Genomic DNA, 23,643 nt, shown 5'->3' on the forward strand with positions numbered 1-23,643 from the left:
CCCGGTCCCACCTCACCTCAGGCCCCCTTCGGCGGTACGACCCGCAGGTAGATGGCCGTGATCACCAGGTTGACGAAGAACAGCAGCAGGAAGGCCAGGACGACGGACTGGTTCACCGCGTCGCCCACCCCCTTGGGGCCGCCCTTGGAGCTGAGCCCGCGGTTGGCCGCGACCACCCCGGCGATGAAGCCGAAGATGAGCGCCTTGAGCTCGCTGATCCACAGGTCGGGCAGGTGGGCCAGGGCGGAGAAGCTGGCCAGGTACGCCCCGGGAGTGCCGTTCTGCATGACCACGTTGAAGAAGTAGCCGCCGGCCACGCCGACCGTGGAGACCAGCCCGTTGAGCAGCACGGCCACGCCCATCGCGGCCCAGACCCGCGGCACGACCAGGCGCTGGACCGGCGAGATGCCCATCACCTCCATCGCGTCCATCTCCTCCCGGATGGTGCGGGCGCCCAGGTCGGCGCAGATGGCCGAGCCGCCCGCGCCGGCCACGAGCAGCGCGGTGACCAGCGGGCTGGCCTGCTGGACGATGGCCAGCACGCTGGCCGCGCCGGTGAACGACTCGGCGCCCAGCTGCCGGGTCAGCGAGCCGACCTGGAGGGCGATGACCGCGCCGAACGGGATCGAGACCAGCGCGGCCGGCAGGATCGTCACGCTGGCGATGAACCAGAACTGCTCGACCGTCTCGCGAATCTGCGGCCGGGTGCTGAACGACATCCGAGCCACCTGGGCCGCGAGCGTGAACACCCGGCCGGTGTCAGCCAGAACGTTCATGCGGTGTCCTTCTCCTCGGACATGCCGATCGGCCCGTGGCGCCGGCCACCGAGGAACTGCTCCACCGCCGGTTCGCCGCTGGTGAGCAGGACCTCGCGCGGTCCGAAGGCGACCAGCTCCCGCCGGTAGAGCATGCCGATGTTGTGCGAGACGGTGCGCGCCATGTCGATGTTGTGGGTGACGATCAGCATGGTCGCCGCGATCTGGGCGTTGAGGTCGATCAGGAGCTGGGAGAGGTACGCCGTACGCACCGGATCCAGCCCCGAATCGGGTTCGTCGCACAGGACGAACTCGGGGTCGAGGACCAGCGCCCGGGCCAGGCCGGCACGTTTACGCATGCCACCGGAGATCTGACCGGGCAGCTTGGACTCGGCGCCGCTCAGGCCGACCATCGCCATCTTCTCCTCGACGATGGACCGGACCTCCCGCTCGTTGCGGCGAGTGTGCTCGCGCAGCGGGAAGGCGATGTTGTCGAACAGGGTCATCGAGCCGAACAGCGCGCCGTCCTGGAACATCACGCCCATCAGCCGTCGGCTGCGGTAGAGCTGGCGTTCCCGGCAGGAGACGATGTCGACGCCGTTCACCACGACCCGGCCGCGGTCGGGACGGACCAGGCCGACGAGGGTCTTGAGGAAGACGGTCTTGCCGGTGCCGGACGGGCCCAGCATGACCGAGATCTCGCCGGCCGGAAGGGTCAGCGAGACGTCCCGCCACACCGTGTGCCCGCCGAAGGACTTGGTCAGACCGTCGGCCTGCACTTCGATGCCCATCGAATGTCCCTTCATCGCTCCGGCACCGGGATCTGGGGCGGGCAGCCGTTGGCGCCGCTGATGTCGGGGGAGCAGAGGTTCCCCTGGATCATCTTCGTGTAGTTGCCCGGACCGGACACCGACGCCGTGAACAGGGGGGTCAGGTCTTCACCGTCGTCGCCCACGCAGTCGGTGAACGGGGGGATGTCGGTGGTGCCGATGAGCGGACCGCCGCGGGCGACGGTGTATCCGGCGGGCGGGATGGTGGAGTTGTCGCCCGATCCGGAGAGGTGGAGGTTGTCCTCCTCCGGATCGAGGGTGTGACACACGCCGGTGTTCATCGGCACGCCGTTGACCTTGACGTCGGTGAGCTGGATCGTGACCTTGCCGGACAGCGTGGTCGAGATCAGGGTGTGCCGGCCGTTCGCCTGCGTCGTCTCCGCCGTGCCGCTGATCGGGCCGAGCTGCCGGAGGTGCATCTTCGCGCTGACCGGCATGAAGCCGAAGGTCAGCAGCGTCTGGGCGGCCGGCGGGAACTCCCCTTCCGCCATGTCGGGGGTGATGCCGTTGGGTTCCAGCATGAACTTGTACTCGGTCAGGGTGTGCCGCACACCGCCGCGGATGACGCAGAGCGGGAGCGAGATCGTCGACGGCACGCAGAAGCTCCGGTTGGCCACGATGACGACGCTGACCAGACCCGGGTCGGGGACGCCGAGCAGGACCGCGCCGTTCAGCTTGTTCACGTTGGCGTAGCCGACCACGAACGCGCAGCCCAGCTGCTGGAGCTCGCCCGGTATGTGGAAGGCGCTGCAGGCCGGCGGGATGCCCGGCTCGGCTCGCGGCGCCGCTCCCGGCACCCGGCGGCTCTCCTCGACAGCCGCCGGCGCGGCCGAGCTCAGCGCGCCGGTCGCGGCGATCAGCACCGCGACCGCGGCTGTCCGGGTGAGCCAGCGCCCCGGTCGCCGCAGCGACCGGGGCGTGGGGATTCTTCTCATGAGCACTACGGCGAGGTGATCTGCAGACCGGAGTCGAGGACGTACGGCGTGTCGTTGCCGAACGGGTCCTCGGCGTCGGCGGTGGCGTAGTACGCGCCGATGTCGCCGTTGTTCACCTCACCGAGGCAGCCGCGGACGTTGTTGATGGTCAGCGGCCCGTCCGGCAGCGTGACGTCGCCGCCGGCGCCGGTGCCGTACTCCGGCGCGACGTCCGGGGTGACGTTGAGCGAGTGGGTCGCGTTGTCGTAGTAGATCGGAGCGTCGCCCGAGACGGTGAACGAGCAGGCCGGCATCGAGACGTTGACGTTCTTGATGTGGATGTAGCCGTCCCCGTTGGCCGGGGTGACGCCGTCGGACTTCACGCCCGGGTAGTTCTGGATGACGATCTCGTACGGCGTGTCCGTCGCGATCGAGGTCACCGACCCGAGCAGGCTGGTGCAGCCGCCGGCGGTGTTGAACAGCAGGCTCGAGATGCCGGTGGCCTGCGTGGACGGCAAAGGCTGGCCGGACTGGTCGGGCAGCGCGCCGGTGCCCTGCGAACCGTAGTTCTGGCCTCCGCCGCCCGTACAGGTCAGCGTGACACCGGAGTTGAGGTCCAGGAACGAGCTGTGCGACGTGACGGCGGTGTACGCGCCGTCCGGCGATGTGCTGGTGATGCTGATCGTGGCGTCGTCCGCGGCGTGGGCCGAGCCGGCGCCGGCCAGCACGGCCGCGCTGGTCGCGGCGGCGCACGAGAACATGACGCGGGTGACGCGGTTGCGGATTCTCATCTTGCCTCCTCAGTGGGGGGATGCACTGTGGCTCAGCCGACGACGGCCGGGCCGAGGGTCAGGGAGAGGGTGTTGCCCGAGCCGGGGATGGTCAGGTTGATCAGCCCGGTGTTGAGCAGGCAGTGCTGGAACGGCGGGATGGTGTACGTCCCGGTGACAACGCCACCGCGAAGCACACTGAACCCGGGCTGCGAGGTCAGCGGAACCTCGGCCGGCTCCCTGGTCTGGCAGCGGCTGCCGACCGGTGCGGGCAGGCCGGCGATGGTGAGCCGGGTCAGCCGCATGGTGATGTGCGAGGTGGTCCGCAGCTGGCCGGTGTTGAGGTCGAGCTGCCCGGTGGTCGGCTCGGCCTCGGTGAGCTCGACCGTCGCGGTCACCGGGATGAAGCCGAGCTCCTTGAACTCGCCGGTCGCCGCGGGCAGGGAGACCTCGGCGGCGAGCGCGCCGCTGTCCAGGTTGACGGTCGCGTGCAGGCTGCCCGGACCGAGCGGCAGGTCGGAGTCGTTGGATGCGATGTGGCTGACGCCGTTGATCGGGTAGGTGGCACTGAGTTCGGCCGCGGCGGAGGCTGGTGAGGCGCTGACGCCGAGGGCCGAGGCGGCCATGGCCGCGACGAGGAGAACACTTGCTTTCCGTACGCGCATTGGCACTCTCCTGTGGAAAGGCCCCCGGCTGAACGGCCGCTGGGCCTGGCTTTCCGAGCCCGCCCGGCGCCGTAGGCAGGACTTCGGATCGATGGCCGTCAGTGGCTCGGAGGCGGCCTCGGCGGTAGGTTACTGGCGGGTTACATAGGGCCACAAGCGGTCATGTCAATGAATTGTGTCGGCGCCGGCCCGGCCTCGATTTCTTGTCATCTGCCGCGCGATGTCGACCCGCGAGTTGTCACAACTCGCGCAATCCAGGGACTTGAGCCAAGCCGGTCGAGATGGACTATGTTCGATGCCTACGTCGAGCCGGCCGCAGGGTGTCAAGGAGGGGCAGACGTCGATGACCCGTCCGTTGCAGGTCGACAGCCAGGCCGCGAGGAACGGCCGGTTGAAGCCGGCCGAGATGTTCCCCCGCCAGATGGCCGTGATCATGCGGGCCGAGCTCCCGAGCCTGGCCGGCGAGGTGATCGCCGAGATCCGCGAGACCATCCCCGAGTACGCCCGCCCGATGGACGGCCCCTACGGCCAGACCCTGCGGCTGGGCGTCGAGCACGCGCTCGAGTCCTTCGTCGACCAGGTCGCCGACCCGTCCGCCCCGCACCAGGGCTGGGACTGGGTGTTCCGGCGGCTCGGCCGGTACGAGGCCAACGAGGACCGCAGCCTGGACAGCCTCCAGGCGGCCTACCGGGTCGGCGCCCGGGTGGCCTGGCAGCGCGCGGTGAAGGTGGGCCGGCGGGAGAGCCTCCCGTCGGCGATCATGTTCCAGCTCGCCGACGCGCTGTTCGCCTACATCGACCAGCTGGCCGCGCTGTCGGTCGAGGGGTACGTGGAGGCGAAGGCGCGCTCGGCCGACGCGCTGAACCAGTGGCGCCGCCGGCTGCTGCGGCTGATCCTGGAGTCTCCGCCGGCCCCCGTCAGCGCCGTGAAAGACCTGGCCAACCTGGCCGGCTGGACCGTGCCGGACGAGGTGACCATGATCGCGGTGGGCCTGGGCAGCCCCGAGGCGACGCCGCCGCTGGACGACGTGTTGTCCGATCTCGACGCCGTCGAGCCCTACCTGCTGGTGCCCGGGCGGCTCTCGGCCGACCGCCGGGCCGGCCTGATCGCGGAGTTCCCCGGCAGCCGCCTGGCCGTCGGCCCGACCGTGCGGCTGAGCGCGGCGTCCGACTCGCTGCGCTGGGCCCGGCAGGCGCTCGCGCTGGCCGAGTCGGGCGCGATCGACGCCGAGCCGGCCATCCTGTGCGAGGACCATCTCTGCGAGATGCTGCTGTTCTCCGACCGGGCGCTGGTCGAGCAGCTGGCCGGCCGCGAGTTCGCCGCCGTGCGTGACCTGACCGCCCACCGCCGCGACCGGCTGATCGAGACGCTCGAGGCCTGGCTGGAGGCGCGCGGCTCGGCCGCCAAGATCGCCGAACGGTTGCGGGTGCACCCACAGACCGTCCGCTACCGCATGCGTCAGCTCGAGCAGAGCCTGGGCGACCAGCTCGACGACCCCGACTCCCGGTTCGCCATGGAGCTGGTCCTGCGGGCCCGGCGCCTGCATGAGCGGGCCGACCGCGCCGCGAGTGGAGCCGTCCGATGACCTTCCTGCGCCGCCACCTGGTGTCTCTGGCCCTCGTCCTGGCCCTGATCGCCGCCGGGGCCGCCGGCTGGACCAGCTGGTCGTGGTGGTCGGCCACGCATGACGACTCGCTGCGCTACTCGCACACCCGCGACGAGGTTCTGCGCAGCGCCGAGCAGGCGATCCAAAATCTCAACACCCTCGATTACCGTACGGCCGAGAGCGGTGTCGACCTCTGGGCCGAGTCCACCACCGGCGCCCTGCACGACCAGCTCAGCCAGGGCCGCCAGAACTTCCTCACCCAGATCAAGAAGGCGAAGACCGTCACCACGGCCAAGATCCTCGACGGCGCGGTGACCGAGCTGGACGATCGCGCCGGCAAGGCGAGCGTCATCGTGGCCATCGAGTTGACGGTGACCCCGGCGACCGGCCGGGCGACCACCAAGCGGGAACGGTTGGCGGGCCAGCTCACCCGCACCGGAACGATCTGGAAGCTCAGCTCCATCGGACAGGTGCCGGTCTCCGCGGCCTGAGCCCGCGCACGGAAGGAATCAGCCCGCATGCCGACCTCGACCCAGCCACCCAGCCGGAGCGTCACCCGGCGCATGATGCGGCGCCGCGCGGCCGTCGACCCGGCCCCGGCGGCGGCGGAACCTCCCGAGCCGGCTCCCAAGCCGGCTCCCAAGTCGGCTCCCGAACCGCCTCGCGAGCCGCGGTCCCTGCGGCCGGCCCTGATCCTCGGCGTGTGCGCCCTCGTCCTGGGCGCGCTGGCGGTGTGGTTCGCCCAGCAGGCGCAGCAGGTGCGCGCCGCGGCCGGTACGAACACCGCGCTCACCGACAACGCCGCCACCAGCGAGGCCAACGGGCAGGTCGCCAGCGCGGTCAACACGCTCTTCTCCTACCGCTACGACGACCTGGACAAGACCCAGCAGGCGGCCCGGACCCTGCTCACCGGCAAGGCGGTCTGCCAGTACGACCAGCTGTTCGCGGTGGTCCGGCAGCACGCGCCGAAGCAACGTCTGGTCGTCACGGTCACGGTCACCAACAGCGGGGTGGAGATGCTGACCGGCGACCGGGCGCGGGTCCTGGTCTTCGCCACCCAGAGCGACACCAGCACCGCGAGCAAGCAGACCGCCACCGCGGGCGCGATGTTCGCCGTCGACGCGGTGCGCCAGGGCGGATCCTGGAAGGTCGGGAACATCGACACCTTCAACGGAGAGACCCAGACCTCCAGCTGCCGCTGACTCAGCCCGGGAGCAGCAGGGCCGCGTCGTCGTCGAGCCGCGCCGGCCCGTCCAGATCGAGCGAGCCGTCGATCACCGCGGCGGCCACCGCCCGGGTGTACCGCGCCCTCTGCCGGGTGAGGCCGGCCGCGCGCAGCCGCGCCTCGTCCAGCGCCAGCACGGTGGCGGGGACGGTGGGAGGTCCTGTTGTTACCCGTTACAGCGGAACCTCCCGGCAGCGGGCCCGCCGGGGTTTGCTGGATTCGGGACGGGTACGTGGTGCCTGATCCCGCCTGGCCCCACATCGACGAAACATCACGGAGGAACACCATGCGCAGCGCGAAACTCGGCCGGCTCGAGGTCGCCCGGATCGGCCTGGGCACGATGGGGATGTCGTTCGGCTACAGCGGCGCCGGCCGCGACGACGCCGAATCCATCCGCACCATCCACCGGGCGATCGACCTCGGCGTCACGCTCATCGACACCGCCGAATTCTACGGCCCGTACGTCAACGAGGAACTGGTCGGCCGGGCGCTGAGCGGCCGCCGCGACCGGGTCGTGCTGGCCACCAAGTTCGGCCTGATCTCGCACACCGGACGCGACGCCGGCCGGGCGGACAGCAGCCCGGACAGCATCCGCGCCGCGGTCGACGGCTCGCTGAAGCGGCTCGGCACCGACCACATCGACCTGTACTACCAGCACCGCGTCGACCCGGACACCCCGATCGAGGACACCATGGGCGCGCTGGCCGAGCTCGTCCAGGCCGGCAAGATCCGGTACGTCGGCCTGTCCGAGGCCTGGGCCGGCACCATCCGCCGGGCCCACGCCGCGCACCCGGTCACGGCGTTGCAGTCCGAGTATTCGCTGTGGACCCGCGACCAGGAGGAGATCCTGCCGCTGCTGCGCGAGCTCGGCATCGGGCTGGTCGCCTACTCCCCGCTGGGCCGCGGCTTCCTCACCGGCGCCCTGCGCACCCCGGCCGACGTCCAGAACCTGGACGACAGCGACTTCCGCAAGAACCACCCGCGCTTCACCGGCGAGAACTTCCAGCGCAACCTTCGCCTCGCCGACCAGGTGCAGGCGGTCGCCGATCAGGTCGGCGCCACGTCGGGCCAGGTGGCGCTGGCCTGGTTGCTCGCCCAGGGCGACGACGTCGTTCCGATTCCCGGCACCAAGCGGGTGTCCCGGCTCGAGGAGAACGCCGCCGCCGACGCCGTCACGCTCACGCCCGAGCAGCTCGCGACCCTGACGGCGCTGCCGGTGGCCGAGGGTGGTCACCACACCGAGGAGCAGATGCGGTTGATCGAGCGCTGACCGGACGGCGTCACCTGCCGGACGGCTTGGACCGAGGTACGAGGATCTGGGCGGCCAGTTCCGGTGTGGCGCCCGGCAACAGCTCGCGGTGCAGCAGGGCGGCCTGCCGGTGGTCCAGGGCGTTGAGATCGAACGACGAGCCCGCGTCACCGGACCCGACCCGGACGACCCGCAGGCCGAGGGCCCGCTGGAGGAACGTCGCCGTGCTGTCGACGGTGCGGATGCGGTCTCGGGCGACCGTGCGGTGCTTGCGTTGCAGGAGCCCGCTGCGCATCTCGACCCGCTCCGGCTCGATCCGGTACCGGGTGGTCATCCAGCGCACGAGGCCGCCGGCCGCGCCGAGCAGACCCAGGGCGGATCCGGCGACCAGGAACCAGATGGGTCCGTCCTCGCCGAGTGTGACGCCCAGGTATCCGGGCACCAGCGAGCCGGCGATCCGGACCAGGTCGAGGTAGACGGCCCGGATGCTCAACCGCCGCCAGGGGTACGCGTCAACGGCCTCCGCGGTCACGTCGCATCGCCGGCGGTCGCCGCGGTGACCTCGCGCAGCCGGTCGACCGTCGTCCGGGCGACCGTGGCGTCCAGGCCCTCGATCGAGATCTTGCCCTCGGACGACGCGGTGGTGACCCGGATGGTCGCCAGCCCGAGAAGCTGTTGCAGCGGCCCGATCTCGTGTCGATGCTCTGGATGCGGCTGATCGGCACGATCTGCCATCGCCGGGTGAGCCACCCCTCGAGCGCGTAGACCGCGTCGTCGGTGGCCTGCCAGCGGTGGACCAGGTATCGCGCGGTCGGCGCGACGAGGATCTGCACGGCGAGGAGCACCGCGAGCACGATCAGCACCGGACCCAGCCACGGCCGCGTGACCTCGGCGAAACGATGGATCGCGCCGAGTACGCCGAGCACACCGGCGCTCCAGAGCACCGCCACCAACGTCTGCCAGACGATGAACCGCCGGTCCACCCGGTGTTGTGGCGGCCGGATCTCCCAGGCCTCAGTTTCCGGAACCATCGCCTCACGCTATCGGCGGCCGTCCGGAGCGGATATCAACTTTGGTATCCGCTCGGCGCCGTCGGTCTACCGGAGGAACGCGGCGATGTCCGCGGCGATCTCGTCGGGGTATTCGCCGTTGATGGCGTGCGACGCCTCGGGATAGATCTTCACCGTCTCGTGGGCCAGCAGCCGCCGCGCGGTCTCCGCCGCCTCGGCCGAGTCGTGCATGCGGGATTTCCCGGCCATCAGGACCAGCACCGGGACGCCGACCGCGGCGAGCTCCTGATCGGACGGCCGGGTGGGCGCGGACACCTTCACCTGGTAGGCGTGCAGCCCGGCCTCGATCATGTCGGCCACCGGCACGTCGGCCACCGGCGCGTCGTTCGCGGTCCAGCTGGCGAAGCCGTCCCGCCACGACCGCGGCGCCCACTTGACGCTGATCGGGATGGATCGCAGCACCACGCCGGGGGACAGGCCGGCGAAGACCATGATCGGGTCGAGCAGCACGACGCCGGCGACCTTCTCCGGCCGGTGCACGGCCAGGTTCATCGCCGTCCAGCCGCCGAACGACAGCCCGAACAGGTGGATCCGCGGCTCGGGCAGGGCCACCAGCACCTCGTGCAGCCACTGCGCGTGGTCGGCGTTGGTCCCGATCGGCCGTTCCTGGATGCTCAGGCCGGGCTCGCCGAGCAGGTCCACCGTGTACACGCTGCGCTGCCGCAGCAGGGACGGCAGGTTGTCGGCCCAGACCGGTGACGCCGAGGCCCGCCCCGGCAGGAGCAGCAGGGGGGCGGCGGCCGGATCGGCGCCGCCGGCGAAGTGGTAGAGCCGCACGACGCCGAAGCTCGTGCGGACGTCCACCGTGCGGTCGGGCCGTGGCAGGTCGGCCATCGCCGCCTGATATGTCGTGATGAACCGGTCGTGCGCCGCGGCCGACGTGAAGTAGCCGACCGGTGACGGGTCGCGCAGCCCGTAGGCGACCGCGACGACGATCACCAGGAGTATGCCGAGCATCCACTTAACCATGCGGTTAGATTACTGACCACGCGGTAGAAATTGCAACCGCAGGGTAGGATCAGGGTCGTGACCTCGAACAACACCGCCAAGCCACTCACCATCACCGAGCAGGCCCGGCGGGCGCAGCTCATCGGCGTGACGATCGACCTGGTGGCCGAGCATGGGTACACGGGCACCTCGCTGGCCCGGATCGCCGAGGCGGCCGGCATCTCGAAGGCCGCGGTGCTCTACCACTTCCCGTCGAAGGACGCGGTGGTGCGGGCCGCGTACACCTCGGTCCTGGAGTCGTTGACCGGCCAGGTCGGCGCCGCGGTCGACGCGAGCTCCGGAGCGGCCGCGCTCTACGCGTACATCCGGTCGATGGTGGCCTACCTGCGTGACTACCCCGCCCACACCCGCATGATCATCGAGAACGTGGCCGCCGGGACCGACGTCGGCGACATGGACGGCGCGCCCAGCCGCCGCGATTCGGTCGCCGGCCTGGTCGCGGCGGCGTCGGCGGCCGGCGACTACCGCTCCGGCGTCGACCCGCGGGTCACCGCGGTGATCGTCAACGGCGCGCTGGACGCCATCGTGGCGGAGAGCCTGGACGACCCGGCCTTCGACACCGTCCGCGCGGCCGAAGACCTGGTCGCCATGCTCGGGCGCGCGCTCGCCTGACCGTCAGGCCGAGGCGGGACCACGCCTGAACCGCAAGGCGGCGCGGCCTGAGCCGCACCGATCCGGCCGGGTGCCGGTCGGCCACCGTCAGTCGTTGTCCGAGCGGTAACCGAGGTTGGGCGCGAGCCACTTCTCCGCCTCGGAGACCGTCCAGCCCTTGCGGCGGGCGTACTCCTCGACCTGGTCCCGGCCGATCTGGCCGAGGACGAAGTACTGCGACCGCGGGTGCGAGAAGTACAGGCCGCTGACCGCGGCGCCCGGCCACATGGCCATGCTCTCGGTCAGTTCGATGCCGGTGTTGGCCTGGACGTCGAGCAGCTGCCAGATGGTCTGCTTCTCGGTGTGCTCGGGGCAGGCCGGGTAGCCGGGAGCGGGCCGGATGCCGACGTACTTCTCCTTGATCAGCGCCTCGTTGTCGAGCTTCTCGTCGGGCTGGTAGGCCCAGAACTCGGTGCGGACCCGCTCGTGGAGCCGCTCGGCGAAGGCCTCGGCCAGCCGGTCGGCGATCGATTCGAGCAGGATGGCGCTGTAGTCGTCCATCGCGGCCTTGAACTCGGTGATCTTGTCGCCGATGCCGAGGCCGGCGGTCACCGCGAACGCGCCGACGTAGTCGGGCAGGCCGGTCTCGCGGGGCGCGACGAAGTCGGCGAGCGAGCGGTGGGGCACGCCGGCCCGGTGTTCGGTCTGCTGGCGCAGCTGGTGCAGGGTGCTGAGCACCGAGCCGCGGTCCTCGCCGGTGTAGACCTCGATGTCGTCGCCGACCGCGTTGGCCGGGAACAGCCCGAAGACGCCGGACGCGGTGATCCACTTCTCGGCGATCAGCTTGTCGAGCATGGCCTGGGCGTCGTCGTACAGCCGGCGGGCGGCCTCCCCGGTGGCCGGGTTGTTGAGGATGTCGGGGAACCGGCCCTTCATCTCCCAGGCGTTGAAGAACGGCTGCCAGTCGATGTACTCGCGTAGTTCGCTGAGCGGGTAGTCGGTGAACGTCTTGACGAACTGGTGTGCCGCCCGGGCCGGCCGGCCGTCCTGGTGGACCCGGGGCGACTGCGCGGCGAGCAGCCGGGGCCGCGGCGGGCGGTAGCCATCCCAGTCGATCGGCGTGTGGTTCTCGCGCGCCGCCGCGATCGGGAGCATCACCTTGGTGTCGTTGCGGGCGGCGTACCGCTCCCGCAGCGCCTGGTAGTCGGTCTCGATCTCGGCCAGCAGGCCGGGGCGCTGCTCGTCGGACAGCAGCGCCGCGACCACCGGGACCGAGCGTGAGGCGTCCTTCACCCAGATGACCGGCCCGTGGTACTTCTGGTCGACCTTGACCGCGGTGTGCGCCCGGGACGTGGTGGCGCCGCCGAGGAGCAGCGGGATCTCGAGCCCGCGGCGCTCCATCTCGGCCGCGAAGGTGACCATCTCCTCCAGCGAGGGGGTGATCAGCCCGGACAGCCCGATGATGTCGGCGCCGTGTTCCTCGGCCGCGGCCAGGATCTTCTCGGCCGGCACCATCACGCCGAGGTCGATGACCTCGTAGTTGTTGCACTGCAGGACGACGCCGACGATGTTCTTGCCGATGTCGTGCACGTCGCCCTTGACGGTGGCCATGATCACGACGCCGTTGCTGCGGCCGGCGCTCTCCGGTGTCTTGGTCGCCTCGATGAAGGGGATCAGGTAGGCGACGGCCTTCTTCATCACCCGCGCCGACTTGACCACCTGGGGCAGGAACATCTTGCCCGCGCCGAACAGGTCGCCGACGACGTTCATGCCGGACATCAGCGGGCCCTCGATGACCTCGATGGGCTGGCCGCCGCGGGCCTCGATGAGCGCCCGAAGCTCCTCGGTGTCGGCCGCCACATGGTCGTCGATGCCCTTCACCAGGGCGTGGGTGATGCGTTCGCCGACCGGCAGCGAGCGCCAGGCGTCGTTGACCGCCTCGGCCTTGCGGCCGTCACCGGCGAACTCGGTGGCGATCTCCAGCAATCGTTCCCCGGCGTCGGGACGGCGGTTGAGGACCACGTCCTCGATGCGCTCGCGCAGCACCGGATCGACCTCGTCGTAGACGACCAGGGCGCCCGCGTTCACGATGCCCATGTCCATGCCGGCGGCGACGGCGTGGTAGAGGAAGACCGCGTGGATGGCCTCCCGGACGGCGTTGTTGCCGCGGAACGAGAAGGACACGTTGGACACGCCGCCGGACACCAGGGCGCCGGGCAGGTTCTGCTTGATCCAGCGGGTTCCCTCGATGAAGTCGACGCCGTAGTTCGCGTGCTCCTCGATGCCGGTGGCGACGGCGAAGATGTTCGGGTCGAAGATGATGTCCTCGGCCGGGAAGCCGACCTCGTCGACCAGGATCCGGTAGGCCCGCTCGCAGATCTGCCGGCGGCGCTCGAGGTTGTCGGCCTGGCCGTCCTCGTCGAAGGCCATCACGACCACGGCGGCGCCGTACTTGCGGCACAGCCGGGCCTGGGCCCGGAACTTCTCCTCGCCCTCCTTCAGCGAGATCGAGTTCACGATCGGCTTGCCCTGCACGCAGCGCAGCCCGGCCTCGATCACCTCGAACTTCGACGAGTCGATCATCAGCGGGACGCGGCTGATGTCGGGCTCGCCGGCGATCAGCTTGACGAAGCGGTCCATCGCCGCGACGCCGTCGATCATCCCCTCGTCCATGTTGATGTCGATGACCTGGGCGCCGTTCTCGACCTGCTGACGGGCGACCGCGAGGGCGGCCGGGTAGTCACCGTCGCGGATCAGGTTGCGGAACCGCGCCGAGCCGGTGATGTTGGTCCGCTCGCCGACGTTGACGAACAGCGACTCGGCGGTGATGTTGAGCGGCTCGAGGCCGGACAGCCGGGTGGCCGTCGCCGGGGTGGCCGGCACCCGCGGCGCGAGGCCGTCGACGGCCGCGGCCATCGCCGCGATGTGTTCCGGGGTGGTGCCGCAGCAGCCGCCGAGCACGTTGACCAGGCCGCTCTCGGCGAACTCCCGCACGATCGCGGCGGTCTGGGCCGGCAGTTCGTCGTACTCGCCGAACTGGTTGGGCAGGCCGGCGTTCGGATAGCAGGAGACGAAGCAGCCGGCCAGGCGCGACACCTCGGCCAGGTAGGGCCGCATCTCCTGGGCCCCGAGGGCGCAGTTGAGCCCGACGAGCAAGGGCCGGGCGTGGCGTACGGAGTTCCAGAACGCCTCGGTCACCTGACCGGACAGCGTGCGGCCGGAGGCGTCGGTGATGGTGCCCGAGATCATCACCGGCCAGCGGCGGTCGCGCTCCTCGAAGAGGGTCTCCAGGGCGAAGATCGCGGCCTTGGCGTTCAGCGTGTCGAAGATCGTCTCGACCATCAGGATGTCGGCGCCGCCGTCGACCAGGCCGTTCGCCTGCTCCAGGTAGGCCTCGACCAGCTCGGTGTAGGTGACGTTGCGCGCGCCGGGGTCGTTGACGTCGGGCGAGATCGACGCGGTCCGGTTGGTCGGGCCCAGGGCGCCGACCACGAACCGGGGCCGGGCCGGTTCGGCCTCGGTCGCGGCGTCGCACTCGGCCCGGGCCAGCCGGGCCGCCGCGAGGTTCAGCTCGTACGCGATGTCCTGCATGCCGTAGTCGGCCAGCGAGATCCGCTGGGCGTTGAACGTGTTGGTCTCGATCAGGTCGGCCCCGGCCCGCAGGTAGTCGCGGTGGATCTCGCGGATCGCCTCGGGCTGGGTGATCGACAGCAGGTCGTTGTTGCCGCGTACGTCGGACGGCCAGTCGGCGAACCGCTCGCCCCGGAAGTCTTCCTCGGTGAAGACGTGCCGTTGGATCATCGTGCCCATCGCGCCGTCGAGGACGAGAATCCGGGACCGCAGGAGCTCGGTCAGCTGTTCCGTGGCATCCGGGCGCAAGAGCATCGGAAGATTCTGACAGCTTTCCGCCTGAACCAGCCAATCGAACCCCCCGTACGGTCCTCGGGGAGGGCCGGATGTGAGCGACGTCATCGCGTGCTCGTGAGATCACGCTATTTTGGCCCCGGTCCCGGTCGTCGGGCCGGTCCCCCGGTCGCCGGGCCGGTGAAGGAGCAGTCTTGACCACAGGTGAGAGCACGAAGGCGCGACCACACGCGTCGCGGGACGCCGAGGAGCCGAAACCGGGCCGCAAGAGGGGCTGGTTCGGCTCCATCGAGGTGCTGGCCGCGCTCCTGGTCCTGCTGGTGATCTTCCGTGGCCCGCTGTCGCGGCTGCTGTCCGGCGCCGGCCTCCAGACCTGGGCCACGGTGTTCGTCTCGGTCCTGATCCAGGCGGCGCCCTTCCTGGTCTTCGGCGTGGCGCTCTCGGCGGTGATCGCGGTGTTCGTGCCCCGGTCGTTCTGGGCCCGCGCCCTGCCGCGGCACCCGGCCCTGGCCGTGCCCGCCGCCGGCCTGGCCGGCGTGGTGCTGCCGGGCTGCGAGTGCGGCAGCGTGCCGATCGCCGGGTCCCTGATCCGTCGTGGCGTCACCCCGGCCGCCGCGCTGGCCTTCCTGCTGGCCGCGCCGGCGATCAATCCGATCGTGCTGACCGCCACCGCGGTCGCCTTCCCGGGCAACCCCGAGATGGTGGTGGCCCGCGGCGTGGCCAGCCTGATCGTCGCGGTGGTGATGGGCTGGCTGTGGCTGCGCCTGGGCAAGGCGGAATGGATCAGGCTGCCCCACCGGCCCGACCTGGACGGGCAGTCCAAGGCCCAGGCGTTCTGGGCGGCCTGCCGGCACGACGTGATGCACGCGGGCGGATTCCTGGTGGTGGGTGCGGCCGCGGCCGCCACGATCAACGTGCTGGTGCCCGAGGCCTGGCTGCAGACCCTGGCCGACAACCCGGTGCTCTCGGTCATCGCGCTGGCCGTCCTGGCCGTCCTGCTGTCCATCTGCAGCGAGGCCGACGCCTTCGTCGCCGCGTCGTTGTCGCAGTTCTCGCTCACCTCCAGGCTGGTGTTCCTGGTGGTCGGGCCGATGGTCGACCTCAAGCTCATCTCGATGCAGGCGGGGGTGTTCGGCCGGCGGTTCATGGTCCGCTTCGCCCCGGCCACGTTCGTCCTGGCCATCGGCGTCGGTGTGGCGGTCGCGGCGGTGATCCTGTGATCCGGCAGACGCTGCTGAGCCTGCTCGTCGCCACCGCGGCCGGCGGCGTGCTGGTGCTGGCGCCGCCCGGGCAGGGTAAGCCGGCCGCCCCGCTGACGGCCGGGGTGGCCTGGCCCCAGGCCCAGCGCGGCAACGTGCCCGCGCTGCTGGCGGACGGCAGCGCGTACACCCCGGCCTGGTTCCTCGACGCCCGCACCTCGATCGGCACGGCGCTCACCCGCGACGGCGCCTACCTGCGGCTGCTGATCCGCCGGCCGGACGGATCGCTGCGGCAGCTCCGGCGCCTGCCCACCCGGGCCAACCCGTCCTTCTCGGCGGTCACGGCCGACGGTGGCGTGGTGGCCTGGGCCGAGGGCGACGGCGACCTGCGGCCGCAGCTGTGGGCGGCCGGCCTCCGCGACCGGCGGGCGCCGCGGCGGGTGACGGCCGACATGGGGGAGGCCCGCTTCTACCAGTCCGAGTTCGACCTGGTGATCGCCGGCGGCCGGGTGCGGTGGGTCGCCGCCGGCCGGTACGGGACCACCGAGGTGCGGTCGATCGCCCTGACCGGTGGCGCGGTGGAGAGCACCTCGGAGCCGGGCACCTGGCAGCTGTCGGCGTGGCCCTGGCTGGTCGACGGCGTCACCTCCGGTTCCGGCGCGACCACGTTGAAGAACCTGGTCACCGGGCAGCGCCAGGCGGTGCCGGGCGATCCCCGGGCGGTGACCAACTGCGGTCCACGCTGGTGCCGCGCCGTCTCGCTGACCGAGGACGGCGCGCTGATCCGGCTGATCCGTCCCGACGGCACCGGCCGGCGCGAGGTCGCCGCGGGCTCGGTGGAGACGATCGTGGCCGACGTCGGGGTGCTGGATCGCCTCGAGCTCTACGCCGAGACCGGCGGCAACGCCGACTACTCGGGCAACGTGCGGCTGATGGCCTACGACATCGCCGGGAAGCGGACGGTCCAGATCAGCCCGGACGCCGCCAACGTCACCTACCGCGGCGGGATGCTGTGGTGGTCGACCGGCACCCAGGATCTGTTCCTGCGGCACAGCCTGGATCTGCGTACCCTCCGCTGACCCTCACGCGTACGGCTGGGCCGGTTCCGTGGTCTCCCGCCACGACCTCACCTCGAGATAGGCGACCTTCGCGTCGTTGACCGGGTCCTTGCCCACCTTGCCGCTGTAGACGCCGTCGACCTGCACCCAGGTGTCCGGGGCCGCGTCGACCGTCGCCTCGCCGGTCAGCCCGACCTTGATCGGGCGGCCGTCGGCGGCGCAGCAGTTCAGCACCATCCGGGCCAGCATCGGCCGGCCGCCCGGGCCCTTCGTGACGAAACCGGTCAGCCGCACCGTGCGGCCGGACAGGCTCTTGCCCTGGTCGAACACCGCCCGGGACGCGTAGTCGAGCAGGCCCACGGGTACGGGGTCGCCGGCCGGCAGGGGAGGGTAGTCGGACGGCTCGGCCGCGATCGATCCGGCCTGCCCGGCCGAGAACGCGCCCAGGGCCGGCGGGGCGATCAGCAGCAGGCCGACCACCGGCAGCAGGAGCAGCCAGCCGACCCTCGGCTCGTGATGCGCGTGCCCGTGCCCGTCGTCCGGTTCTTCCCGGTGGGTGCTGTCCGGTTCTTCGCGGTGGGTGTCATCGGGTTCTTCGCGGTGGGTGTCATCGGGTTCTTCGCGGTGGGTACGGAGGGAGCGCAGCTCGTACCCGATGGTCATCACCGCGGCCGCGATCAGCAACGCGCCGGTCGCCAGCAGGAAGGGCCGCAGGCCTTCCTTGACGTAGCGCAGGAACATGTCGGTCAGCGTGGCCCGGATGATCGCGCCGCCGAACAGCAGCATGACCACGCCCTGGGTCAGCCGGTTCACCGCAGTACCGCCACCTCCTCCAGTACGCGCGCGGGGAGATGCCGGTTCAACTGCAGGGTGGCGACCAGGGCCAGGGTCGACTCGGCGCCCTGGTTGCGGTTCGGGCCCAGCAGGGTCAGCCCGTCGTACCCGCCGCCGGTGGCCGGGTCCCACATGACCTCGCCGACGTCGTTGTCGCCCAGGAACCAGTCGATGGACTGGCGTACGCCCCGCTCCCAGCCCGGATCGCCGGTGACCGCGGCCGCGGTGGCGCAGGCGTCGGCCAGGGCCGCCACCTCGATGGGTTGCTGGTCGTGCCGGAGCCGGGGGCCGCCGCGCTGCCAGCCGGCCGACGGGAGGACCGACAGGTGGCCGTCGCTGACCTGGATGTCCACCAGCCAGCCGAGCATCCGCAGACCGGCGGCGAGGGTGGGTGGGTCGTCCAGCAGATCGCCGGCGGCGATGACGGCCTCGGCCAGGGCGGCGTTGGCGTACGTCAACCGCCCGTCCGGCCACGGCCAGCCCGGGTCGTGGCCGGGTCGTCCGATCGCCGTGGACGCCTCGGCCAGCAGGTCGGCGGCCAGATCGTCGTCCGGGTCGGCCCGGAGCAGCTCCGCGGCGCCGAGCGCGGCGAAGGCCATGGCCCGCGGGGCCGCGGACCGGCGGGACGCGCCCCGGACGAACGCGAGATGCGCCTCCTCGCGGATCCAGGAGGCCGGGCTCCGGGCCGCCGCGGTGGCCAGACCCCACAGGGCCCGTCCCCACCAGTCGCCGAGCCCGGGCTGGTCGGTCCACCGCCGCTCGAAGTCGAGCCGGTTGTGGAAGGCGCCCTCGTCGTCCTGGGCGTGGGTGAGGAAGGTCAGGTAGCGCTCGGCCAGGCGCAGAACCTCGGGCGGCGGGTCGGGCTCACGGCAGGTGACGACGAGCCCCCGGGCGACGTCGTCGGTGCAGTAGCCGTGCTGGCGGCGGGCGATGCCGTGCCGGGCGTGCTCGAACAGCCCGGTGTCGTCGGTGAGCCGCGAGAGGTGCGCGAACGGAGGCGCCGGTACGGTCCGGACCTCGTCGGTTGTGGTCACGTGGCCACAACGGCAGCCGCGCGGTGGTCGGCGGCGAGCAGCGTCGCGGCCAGCGCGTGGTACTGCTCGGCGACGACCGGCCAGGGCGGCGCCGATCCGGCCGGGCGGGCGCTCTCCCGCAGCGAGGCGGCCAGGCCGCGAGTGGTCAGGATCCGCCGGATGGCGGTCGAGAGGGCGGCCGGGTTCCGGTGGGGCACGAGGATGCCGGGGCCGTCGGTGAGCACTTCCACCGCGTGCGGGAATGTGGTCGCGACGACCGGGACGCCGGCCGCCACCGCCTCGACGAGGACGCCGGAGGTGACCTGCTCGGTGGAGTCGTACGGCAGCACGACGACGTCGGCCGAGCGGATGAGTTCGCCGAGCCTGGCGTCGTCGAGGTACTCCGACCGGTAGTTCACCATGTGCGCGATGCCGAGGGTGGCGCCCAGCTGGTGCAGACCCGTCCGGTACGCCTCGCCGTGCAGTTCGACCTGCTTGGGGTGGGTCCGCCCGGCCACCGTGTAGGTGGGCGTGGGGTCGAGCCGGCGCAACCGGGCCAGGGCCTGGAGCGCCCATTCGATGCCCTTGCCGGGTCCGAGCAGGCCCCAGGTGAGCAGGTGCCGCTGCGGGCGGGTGGCCGGCGGGGCGCCGGCGTACCCGGAGGCGCCGTGCGGGATCACCGAGATCTTCGACGCGTCGACGGCGTACCCGATGAGCAGCCGGTCGTGCGCGGTCGTGGTCAGGGTGACGACCGCGCCGGCGGCGGCCACGATCTGCTCGAGCAACGACTTCTGCGAGGGGGTGGGGCGGGTGAGCACGGTGTGCAGCACCACCACGCTGGGCACGGTGAGCCGCCGCAGCAGAGGCAGCACCTCGCCGCCGTCGCGGCCCGGGTAGATGCCGTACTCGTGCTGGACGACGGCGACGTCGAAGGTGTTGAGCACCTCGGCGGCGTCGCGCCAGCCGGCCGGTGTGGTGGCCGTCCAGGTGTGTACGACGCCGGGTGGCGGTGTGGAGCCGTCAGCGCGGGTCATCACCCGGACGATGCCGCCGGCCACGCCGGCCTCGCCGAGGTGGGTGGCGAGGGCGGCGTTGAACGTCGCCAGACCGCATCGGGTCGGCGGGTAGGTGCTGAGAAATCCGTATCTGATCGTCCCGGCGGTCACGCGGATTCCGAGGCGGCCAGCTCGGCCGGATCGAGCCGGAGCATCGCCAGCAGCCCGGTGTGCCGGGTCGAGTCGACCTGCTCGGGCAGTTCCTTCTCGACGAAGTCGGCCCGGTCCTGCTGGCCGCGCTCGCGAAGCGCGGTGACGACAGATGTCCGTGAAATGATCATGGCCTGCTCTCCGATGTGATGTCGGCGGTGCCGAGGAGTTCGGGGGTGCGTCGCTTGTCGGCCGCGTCGGCCGCGGCGGCCATGACCCGCTCGGCCGAGGCCGGCGTCGTGGCCGGTGGGACGACCAGCAGATCGAAACGGTCACCCGAGCCGCTGATCAGGGTGACCAGGCCGGGCGGCTGGGAGGTGAACCAGCCCAGCCGGACGACCCGGCGGCCCGAGGCGGCCCGGCGCGGGTGGGGCTGGTTCCACTCCGTGGTGTTGAACAGCACGTGCGTGATCTCGCCCCGGAGGTCGTGCAGGCCCTCCAGGAGGGCGGGGAGTTCGGCGACCGCATCCGTCGACCGGGGCCACCAGGCGCCGTCGAGGACGGTGGTGCGGGACGGTTTCGGGTCCAGACGCAGACGTACGCCCTGGTCAGGGGTCTGTGGGACACGCGTCATCGTGGTCTCGGTCATCGAGCTGCCTTCCTGTCGACGACATCCGCGCCATCAAGGGGCGGGCGCGATGCGCACGTCGCAGGAAGCCGAAGAGCCGGTGTGACCCCAACCGTACGCGCTCTGGGGCCGGAGCCCTCCGCCGAGGGAAGCCATGTTTCGCGTTGGACGGGTCCGGATGACCAATCGGACTCTTGTGCTCCCTTCTGAGGACGACGGTAGCCTCGGCATGTTCCACCGGCGTAGCGTTGCCGTGACGCTCGATGACATCGGGCGAGTCGCTCCGGACTCTGGCGGCCCCGTCTGCCTCCGCCTGTCCTGGAGCGTGCATGAGCGCCGGTTCTCCCGAACCCGTCGAACCCCCGGCCGAGATCGACGTCGAGGGGTCCAGCGACTCCACCCTGATCGAGCTGATCTCCCGCGGCAGCGTTCCGGCCTTCGTGGCGCTGTTCGACCGGACGTCCGAGGCCGCCCGGGCCGAGCTGGCCGCCGGTCTCCCGGATGACCGCCGGGTCAGCGAGGTCCTCGCGGCCACCTACGTCGAAGTGTGGTGGCTGGCCGGGTGTGAGCGGGCGCCGGAGGTCGACGGCATGAGCTGGATCGTCAGCATCCTGCGCCGGCGGATCAGCGACGCGGCCCGGCTCGTGGGACGGCCCGCCGCGCTGACCGTCTCCCGGCTGAGTTACGCCGAGCTCGAACTCGCGGCCCTGCTCCAGCGGCCGGTGGACCGCTTGACGCGGGTGGCGCCGGGCTGACCCGGCGTCATGGCCGGCTCAGCCCCGGCAGGCTTCCCATGTTGGTGACGACCAGGTGGGCCACCTCGGTGAGCTTGCGGTTGTTGTTCCGGGCGTACGCCCGGATCCGCAGGAAGGCCTCGTCGACCGAGATCCCGTCGATCTGGGCCAGCGCGCCCTTGGCCTGCTCGATGACGACCCGGCTGTTCAGCGCCCCGCGCAACTGCTCGGTCAAGGTCTCGCCGCGGCTGATCGCGCGCTGCTGGATCAGGCCGATCGCCGCCACGTCGGCCAGGGCCTGCATGATCGGGACATCGGCGGCGTCGAAATCGCCGCCGGTGGTGCCGCCGAACACGTTGAGCGCGCCGATCACCTGCGACCGCAGCCGCAGCGGAAACGCGTGCACCGACTGGAAACCCGCCTCCGCGGCCCGGACGGCGAAGCGGGGCCAGCGATCCACGGCGGCAGCGAGGTCGACATTGACCACCGGCGTGCCGCTGCGGAAGGCGTCCAAGCACGGGCCCTCGCCGTTCTGCAGCTGGAACAGCTCGACCAGGCGGACGTTCTCGTCGGAGCCGGCCGCGAACTCCAGCCGCCCCCGCTCGTCGGCCAGCATCAGGCCGGTCGCGGCCGCGCCGACCAGGTTGTTGGCCCGGTCGGTGAGCATCTGCAGGAAGTCGAGCAGCTCGAACTCGTCGACGAGGGTGTCGGCGACCTCCACGAAGATCGCGGCCAGCCGCTGGGGCGAAACGGTGCCCATGCCCTGCCTTCCACTCGGTCGATTGAGCCTGACCCTACTCCGGTCCGGCGCATCGATCAGCGCTCGCGCCGGTGGGCCGATCCCGACACCGAGCGGGAGCCTCCGACCGCCGCCGCCCTGGCCACCGAGCGGATCGCGGCTCGGCCCGATGGTGACGCCGGCGGCCCGGCACGCCTTGGCGGTGAGCCAGATCTTCCGCGGCCGGCTCGTCGTGGACACCGGCCCTTCCCGGCCTGCTACGACCCGGTGAACCGGTAGGACGTCTCCCCGGCGTACGCCGCGCCGGTCTCTTCCGGGTCCAGGCCCAGGGGGCCGTCGCCGGTCGCGTGCACGAACCGGACCGGGAAGTTGTAGGAGGCGAGCCGGACGCTGCCCGGCGTGGCCCCGGGCGCCGGGCAGAACGTGGCGTCCATCTGGAACAGCACCTGCCCGTCGTCCGGGTCGAGCCGCAGGCGGAAGGAGGAGTGCCGGACGTACCGGCCGTCGGCGGCGCGCAGCGATACGCAGTTCCGGTCGGCGAGGCCCGGTGTCACGGTGACCGTCAGGCCGGGCGGGCCGGCCGCCTCGACCAGCCGGGCACCGTCGAGCGCCACGACGGTGCCCGCCCCGGCGACCGGGCGGATCACGAACCGGCCGGGCGGAAGAGGGTCCGCCGGGCTGGGCCGTGCCGCTGCGCTGGGCCGGGGCGCCGGGCTGGGCCGGGCCGTCGGGCCGGGCCGGGAGGCTGGGCCGGGCCGGGCCGCTGGGGGAGGGGCCGGTTCGGCGGCGTCCGCGGCGCGTGGTTGTTCACTGGGGAGGTTGAGGTAGATGCCGCTGGAGACGGTCGCGCCGACCAGCAGCGCGGCGGCGATCTTCGCCCCCGCGAGCTGACCCAGCCACCCGGCGCCGCCGGCGAGGACCTCGGTGGCCGCGCCGGCCGGCCCGGAGACGGCGGCCGCGCCGGCCAGCAGCCGGTCCAGCGGCACGAATCCGGATCGGGCCGCCCCGCATCGGTCGCACCCGCGCACGTGCCGGCCGAAGCGTTTGCGCCACCGCGGGCCCGGCGTGCCGTCCCAGCCGTGGGCGATCGCGGCCAGGCCGGGGCAGCGGGGCGTGGCGCCCAGCGCGGCGACCAGCAGGCGGGTCAGCTCGAGCTGCCGGCGCATCCGCTGGATCCGGACCCGGGCGTGGCCGGAGCCGACCCCCAGGACCGCGACCAGTTCGGCGCGGCTGAGGTCACCCGCGACCTCCCGCCACCAGAGCGGAAGCAGGTCCCGATCGCCGGGATCGAGCCAGCGGGCGGCCTCGGCGATCTGCCGGCGCTGGTCGGACAGGCTCAGCCGCAGCAGGGTGGCATCGGCGAACTCCGCGCCCGGATCGGCGACGCGCACCGCCTGGTCGAGCGACGTGACCCGGCTCCGCTGCCGTCGCCAGGCCTGCTGGCGGTTGCTGATCTGGTGCATCGCGATGGCGACCAGCCACGGCCGGAAACCCTCGGGGGTACGCAGCGCCGACAGGTCCCGGTGGGCCCGCAGGACGGTCTCCTGCACGACGTCGTCGACGTCGGGGTGATCGCCCAGCGCCTCGCCGACGATGCGGTACAGCAGCGGCAGGCAGTGGGTGATCAGCCGTTCGGCGGCCCGCTGGTCACCGGCGCGGGCGGCGTCCACGAGGTCGGTCCAGCCGTCCACCGCCATTGCCCGCTCCTTCCTCGAGGCGGCCGGAAAGTGTTACGCGGGACGCCCC

At 71.8% G+C, this 23,643-nt stretch carries 25 protein-coding genes; 8 read left to right on the forward strand and 17 right to left on the reverse strand.

All coding sequences use genetic code 11. The features are described 5' to 3' along the window. Positions 1–17: 17 nt before the first annotated feature. The 5 genes from AB0O15_RS33280 to AB0O15_RS33300 are packed head-to-tail and all read right to left on the reverse strand — an operon-like array spanning position 18 to position 3,934. Positions 18–776, reverse strand: a complete 759-nt coding sequence (locus AB0O15_RS33280; RefSeq protein WP_364326855.1) for an ABC transporter permease — start codon at positions 774–776, stop codon at positions 18–20. Beyond that, positions 773–1,546, reverse strand: a complete 774-nt coding sequence (locus AB0O15_RS33285) for an ABC transporter ATP-binding protein (RefSeq protein WP_364326857.1) — start codon at positions 1,544–1,546, stop codon at positions 773–775. The genes AB0O15_RS33280 and AB0O15_RS33285 overlap by 4 nt, the downstream gene beginning before the upstream one ends. An 11-nt stretch (positions 1,547–1,557) precedes the next feature. Next, on the reverse strand, positions 1,558–2,520 hold the full coding sequence (locus tag AB0O15_RS33290) for a hypothetical protein (RefSeq protein ID WP_364326860.1): 963 nt from the start codon (positions 2,518–2,520) through the stop codon (positions 1,558–1,560). Between the two features lie 5 nt (positions 2,521–2,525). Further along, positions 2,526–3,290, reverse strand: coding sequence for a hypothetical protein (locus tag AB0O15_RS33295; RefSeq protein WP_364326863.1), 765 nt, complete (start codon positions 3,288–3,290; stop codon positions 2,526–2,528). Between the two features lie 32 nt (positions 3,291–3,322). Continuing rightward, positions 3,323–3,934 (reverse strand): hypothetical protein, encoded by a 612-nt coding sequence (locus AB0O15_RS33300; protein ID WP_364326866.1) that lies wholly within the window; start codon positions 3,932–3,934, stop codon positions 3,323–3,325. Positions 3,935–4,277: 343 nt separating this feature from the next. On the opposite strand from AB0O15_RS33300, the gene AB0O15_RS33305 reads away from it, so the two are divergent. Genes AB0O15_RS33305 through AB0O15_RS33315 form a run of 3 tightly spaced genes read left to right on the forward strand, consistent with a single transcriptional unit; the run spans position 4,278 to position 6,742 of the window. Further along, on the forward strand, positions 4,278–5,519 hold the full coding sequence (locus AB0O15_RS33305) for a helix-turn-helix domain-containing protein (RefSeq protein WP_364326869.1): 1,242 nt from the start codon (positions 4,278–4,280) through the stop codon (positions 5,517–5,519). Then, a complete protein-coding gene (locus tag AB0O15_RS33310; protein ID WP_364326872.1) occupies positions 5,516–6,031 on the forward strand; it encodes a hypothetical protein in 516 nt (171 codons plus the stop codon). Before AB0O15_RS33305 ends, AB0O15_RS33310 begins: the two co-directional genes overlap by 4 nt. Before the next feature lie 27 nt (positions 6,032–6,058). Further along, positions 6,059–6,742, forward strand: a complete 684-nt coding sequence (locus AB0O15_RS33315) for a hypothetical protein (RefSeq protein ID WP_364326875.1) — start codon at positions 6,059–6,061, stop codon at positions 6,740–6,742. 1 nt (position 6,743) lies between these two features. Here AB0O15_RS33315 and AB0O15_RS33320 read toward each other — a convergent pair whose 3' ends face one another. Further along, positions 6,744–6,902, reverse strand: coding sequence for a hypothetical protein (locus AB0O15_RS33320; protein WP_364326878.1), 159 nt, complete (start codon positions 6,900–6,902; stop codon positions 6,744–6,746). 149 nt (positions 6,903–7,051) lie between these two features. On the opposite strand from AB0O15_RS33320, the gene AB0O15_RS33325 reads away from it, so the two are divergent. After that, positions 7,052–8,035 (forward strand): aldo/keto reductase, encoded by a 984-nt coding sequence (locus AB0O15_RS33325; RefSeq protein WP_364326881.1) that lies wholly within the window; start codon positions 7,052–7,054, stop codon positions 8,033–8,035. Between the two features lie 10 nt (positions 8,036–8,045). Here the strand turns inward: AB0O15_RS33325 and AB0O15_RS33330 are convergent, their stop codons facing one another. The 3 genes from AB0O15_RS33330 to AB0O15_RS33340 form a co-directional block, all read right to left on the reverse strand. After that, entirely contained in the window at positions 8,046–8,546 is a 501-nt protein-coding gene (locus AB0O15_RS33330; RefSeq protein WP_364326884.1) for a PH domain-containing protein, read from the reverse strand. Next, positions 8,527–9,045: a PH domain-containing protein gene (locus AB0O15_RS33335; RefSeq protein WP_364326887.1), complete on the reverse strand. Its 519-nt coding sequence runs from the start codon at positions 9,043–9,045 to the stop codon at positions 8,527–8,529. Before AB0O15_RS33335 ends, AB0O15_RS33330 begins: the two co-directional genes overlap by 20 nt. 66 nt (positions 9,046–9,111) lie before the next feature. Further along, positions 9,112–10,041: an alpha/beta hydrolase gene (locus AB0O15_RS33340; protein WP_364326890.1), complete on the reverse strand. Its 930-nt coding sequence runs from the start codon at positions 10,039–10,041 to the stop codon at positions 9,112–9,114. Between the two features lie 69 nt (positions 10,042–10,110). Here AB0O15_RS33340 and AB0O15_RS33345 point away from each other — a divergent pair, with 69 nt between their 5' ends. After that, a complete protein-coding gene (locus tag AB0O15_RS33345) occupies positions 10,111–10,704 on the forward strand; it encodes a TetR/AcrR family transcriptional regulator (protein WP_364326893.1) in 594 nt (197 codons plus the stop codon). A gap of 87 nt (positions 10,705–10,791) precedes the next feature. On the opposite strand, the gene metH is transcribed toward AB0O15_RS33345, so the two are convergent. Beyond that, the gene (metH, locus tag AB0O15_RS33350; protein WP_364326896.1) at positions 10,792–14,568 is read right to left on the reverse strand and encodes a methionine synthase; all 3,777 of its coding nucleotides are present in this window, start codon (positions 14,566–14,568) and stop codon (positions 10,792–10,794) included. Positions 14,569–14,834: 266 nt separating this feature from the next. On the opposite strand from metH, the gene AB0O15_RS33355 reads away from it, so the two are divergent. Together AB0O15_RS33355 and AB0O15_RS33360 are read left to right on the forward strand one after the other, a co-directional pair. After that, the gene (locus AB0O15_RS33355; RefSeq protein ID WP_364327293.1) at positions 14,835–15,767 is read left to right on the forward strand and encodes a permease; all 933 of its coding nucleotides are present in this window, start codon (positions 14,835–14,837) and stop codon (positions 15,765–15,767) included. Beyond that, positions 15,764–16,825, forward strand: coding sequence for a hypothetical protein (locus AB0O15_RS33360; protein WP_364326899.1), 1,062 nt, complete (start codon positions 15,764–15,766; stop codon positions 16,823–16,825). Before AB0O15_RS33355 ends, AB0O15_RS33360 begins: the two co-directional genes overlap by 4 nt. Before the next feature lie 3 nt (positions 16,826–16,828). Here AB0O15_RS33360 and AB0O15_RS33365 read toward each other — a convergent pair whose 3' ends face one another. From AB0O15_RS33365 to AB0O15_RS33385, 5 genes are read right to left on the reverse strand one after another with little or no spacing between them, the layout of a single operon-like run. Next, positions 16,829–17,617, reverse strand: a complete 789-nt coding sequence (locus tag AB0O15_RS33365; RefSeq protein WP_364326902.1) for a TIGR03943 family protein — start codon at positions 17,615–17,617, stop codon at positions 16,829–16,831. After that, positions 17,614–18,672 carry a glycosyltransferase gene (locus AB0O15_RS33370; RefSeq protein ID WP_364326905.1) on the reverse strand — a complete coding sequence of 353 codons (1,059 nt, stop codon included), beginning with the start codon at positions 18,670–18,672 and terminating at the stop codon, positions 17,614–17,616. Before AB0O15_RS33370 ends, AB0O15_RS33365 begins: the two co-directional genes overlap by 4 nt. Further along, on the reverse strand, positions 18,669–19,817 hold the full coding sequence (locus tag AB0O15_RS33375) for a glycosyltransferase (protein WP_364326908.1): 1,149 nt from the start codon (positions 19,815–19,817) through the stop codon (positions 18,669–18,671). The genes AB0O15_RS33370 and AB0O15_RS33375 overlap by 4 nt, the downstream gene beginning before the upstream one ends. Then, positions 19,814–19,987, reverse strand: a complete 174-nt coding sequence (locus AB0O15_RS33380; RefSeq protein ID WP_364326911.1) for a hypothetical protein — start codon at positions 19,985–19,987, stop codon at positions 19,814–19,816. The genes AB0O15_RS33375 and AB0O15_RS33380 overlap by 4 nt, the downstream gene beginning before the upstream one ends. Next, positions 19,984–20,445, reverse strand: coding sequence for a DUF5994 family protein (locus AB0O15_RS33385; protein WP_364326914.1), 462 nt, complete (start codon positions 20,443–20,445; stop codon positions 19,984–19,986). Before AB0O15_RS33385 ends, AB0O15_RS33380 begins: the two co-directional genes overlap by 4 nt. A 308-nt stretch (positions 20,446–20,753) precedes the next feature. On the opposite strand from AB0O15_RS33385, the gene AB0O15_RS33390 reads away from it, so the two are divergent. Continuing rightward, a complete protein-coding gene (locus tag AB0O15_RS33390) occupies positions 20,754–21,179 on the forward strand; it encodes a hypothetical protein (protein ID WP_364326917.1) in 426 nt (141 codons plus the stop codon). A gap of 7 nt (positions 21,180–21,186) precedes the next feature. Here AB0O15_RS33390 and AB0O15_RS33395 read toward each other — a convergent pair whose 3' ends face one another. Next, a complete protein-coding gene (locus AB0O15_RS33395) occupies positions 21,187–21,918 on the reverse strand; it encodes a GAF and ANTAR domain-containing protein (RefSeq protein ID WP_364326920.1) in 732 nt (243 codons plus the stop codon). Positions 21,919–22,154: 236 nt separating this feature from the next. Then, positions 22,155–23,594 (reverse strand): sigma-70 family RNA polymerase sigma factor, encoded by a 1,440-nt coding sequence (locus AB0O15_RS33400; protein ID WP_364326923.1) that lies wholly within the window; start codon positions 23,592–23,594, stop codon positions 22,155–22,157. Positions 23,595–23,643 lie beyond the last annotated feature (49 nt).

Source organism: Actinoplanes sp. NPDC089786 (assembly GCF_040684855.1).
In the GTDB taxonomy this organism is placed as follows: Bacteria; Actinomycetota; Actinomycetes; order Mycobacteriales; family Micromonosporaceae; genus Actinoplanes.

Bases quoted from the DNA above. Each gene is read 5' to 3' on its own strand.
- AB0O15_RS33310 (WP_364326872.1), top strand. From the start codon at position 5,516: ATGACCTTCCTGCGCCGCCACCTGGTGTCTCTGGCCCTCGTCCTGGCC.
- AB0O15_RS33395 (WP_364326920.1), bottom strand. From the start codon at position 21,918: ATGGGCACCGTTTCGCCCCAGCGGCTGGCCGCGATCTTCGTGGAGGTC.
- AB0O15_RS33390 (WP_364326917.1), top strand. From the start codon at position 20,754: ATGAGCGCCGGTTCTCCCGAACCCGTCGAACCCCCGGCCGAGATCGAC.
- AB0O15_RS33305 (WP_364326869.1), top strand. From the start codon at position 4,278: ATGACCCGTCCGTTGCAGGTCGACAGCCAGGCCGCGAGGAACGGCCGG.
- AB0O15_RS33335 (WP_364326887.1), bottom strand. From the start codon at position 9,045: ATGGTTCCGGAAACTGAGGCCTGGGAGATCCGGCCGCCACAACACCGG.
- AB0O15_RS33300 (WP_364326866.1), bottom strand. From the start codon at position 3,934: ATGCGCGTACGGAAAGCAAGTGTTCTCCTCGTCGCGGCCATGGCCGCC.
- AB0O15_RS33285 (WP_364326857.1), bottom strand. From the start codon at position 1,546: ATGGGCATCGAAGTGCAGGCCGACGGTCTGACCAAGTCCTTCGGCGGG.
- AB0O15_RS33400 (WP_364326923.1), bottom strand. From the start codon at position 23,594: ATGGCGGTGGACGGCTGGACCGACCTCGTGGACGCCGCCCGCGCCGGT.
- AB0O15_RS33290 (WP_364326860.1), bottom strand. From the start codon at position 2,520: ATGAGAAGAATCCCCACGCCCCGGTCGCTGCGGCGACCGGGGCGCTGG.
- AB0O15_RS33325 (WP_364326881.1), top strand. From the start codon at position 7,052: ATGCGCAGCGCGAAACTCGGCCGGCTCGAGGTCGCCCGGATCGGCCTG.
- metH (WP_364326896.1), bottom strand. From the start codon at position 14,568: ATGCTCTTGCGCCCGGATGCCACGGAACAGCTGACCGAGCTCCTGCGG.
- AB0O15_RS33280 (WP_364326855.1), bottom strand. From the start codon at position 776: ATGAACGTTCTGGCTGACACCGGCCGGGTGTTCACGCTCGCGGCCCAG.
- AB0O15_RS33295 (WP_364326863.1), bottom strand. From the start codon at position 3,290: ATGAGAATCCGCAACCGCGTCACCCGCGTCATGTTCTCGTGCGCCGCC.
- AB0O15_RS33380 (WP_364326911.1), bottom strand. From the start codon at position 19,987: ATGATCATTTCACGGACATCTGTCGTCACCGCGCTTCGCGAGCGCGGC.
- AB0O15_RS33385 (WP_364326914.1), bottom strand. From the start codon at position 20,445: ATGACCGAGACCACGATGACGCGTGTCCCACAGACCCCTGACCAGGGC.
- AB0O15_RS33315 (WP_364326875.1), top strand. From the start codon at position 6,059: ATGCCGACCTCGACCCAGCCACCCAGCCGGAGCGTCACCCGGCGCATG.
- AB0O15_RS33340 (WP_364326890.1), bottom strand. From the start codon at position 10,041: ATGCTCGGCATACTCCTGGTGATCGTCGTCGCGGTCGCCTACGGGCTG.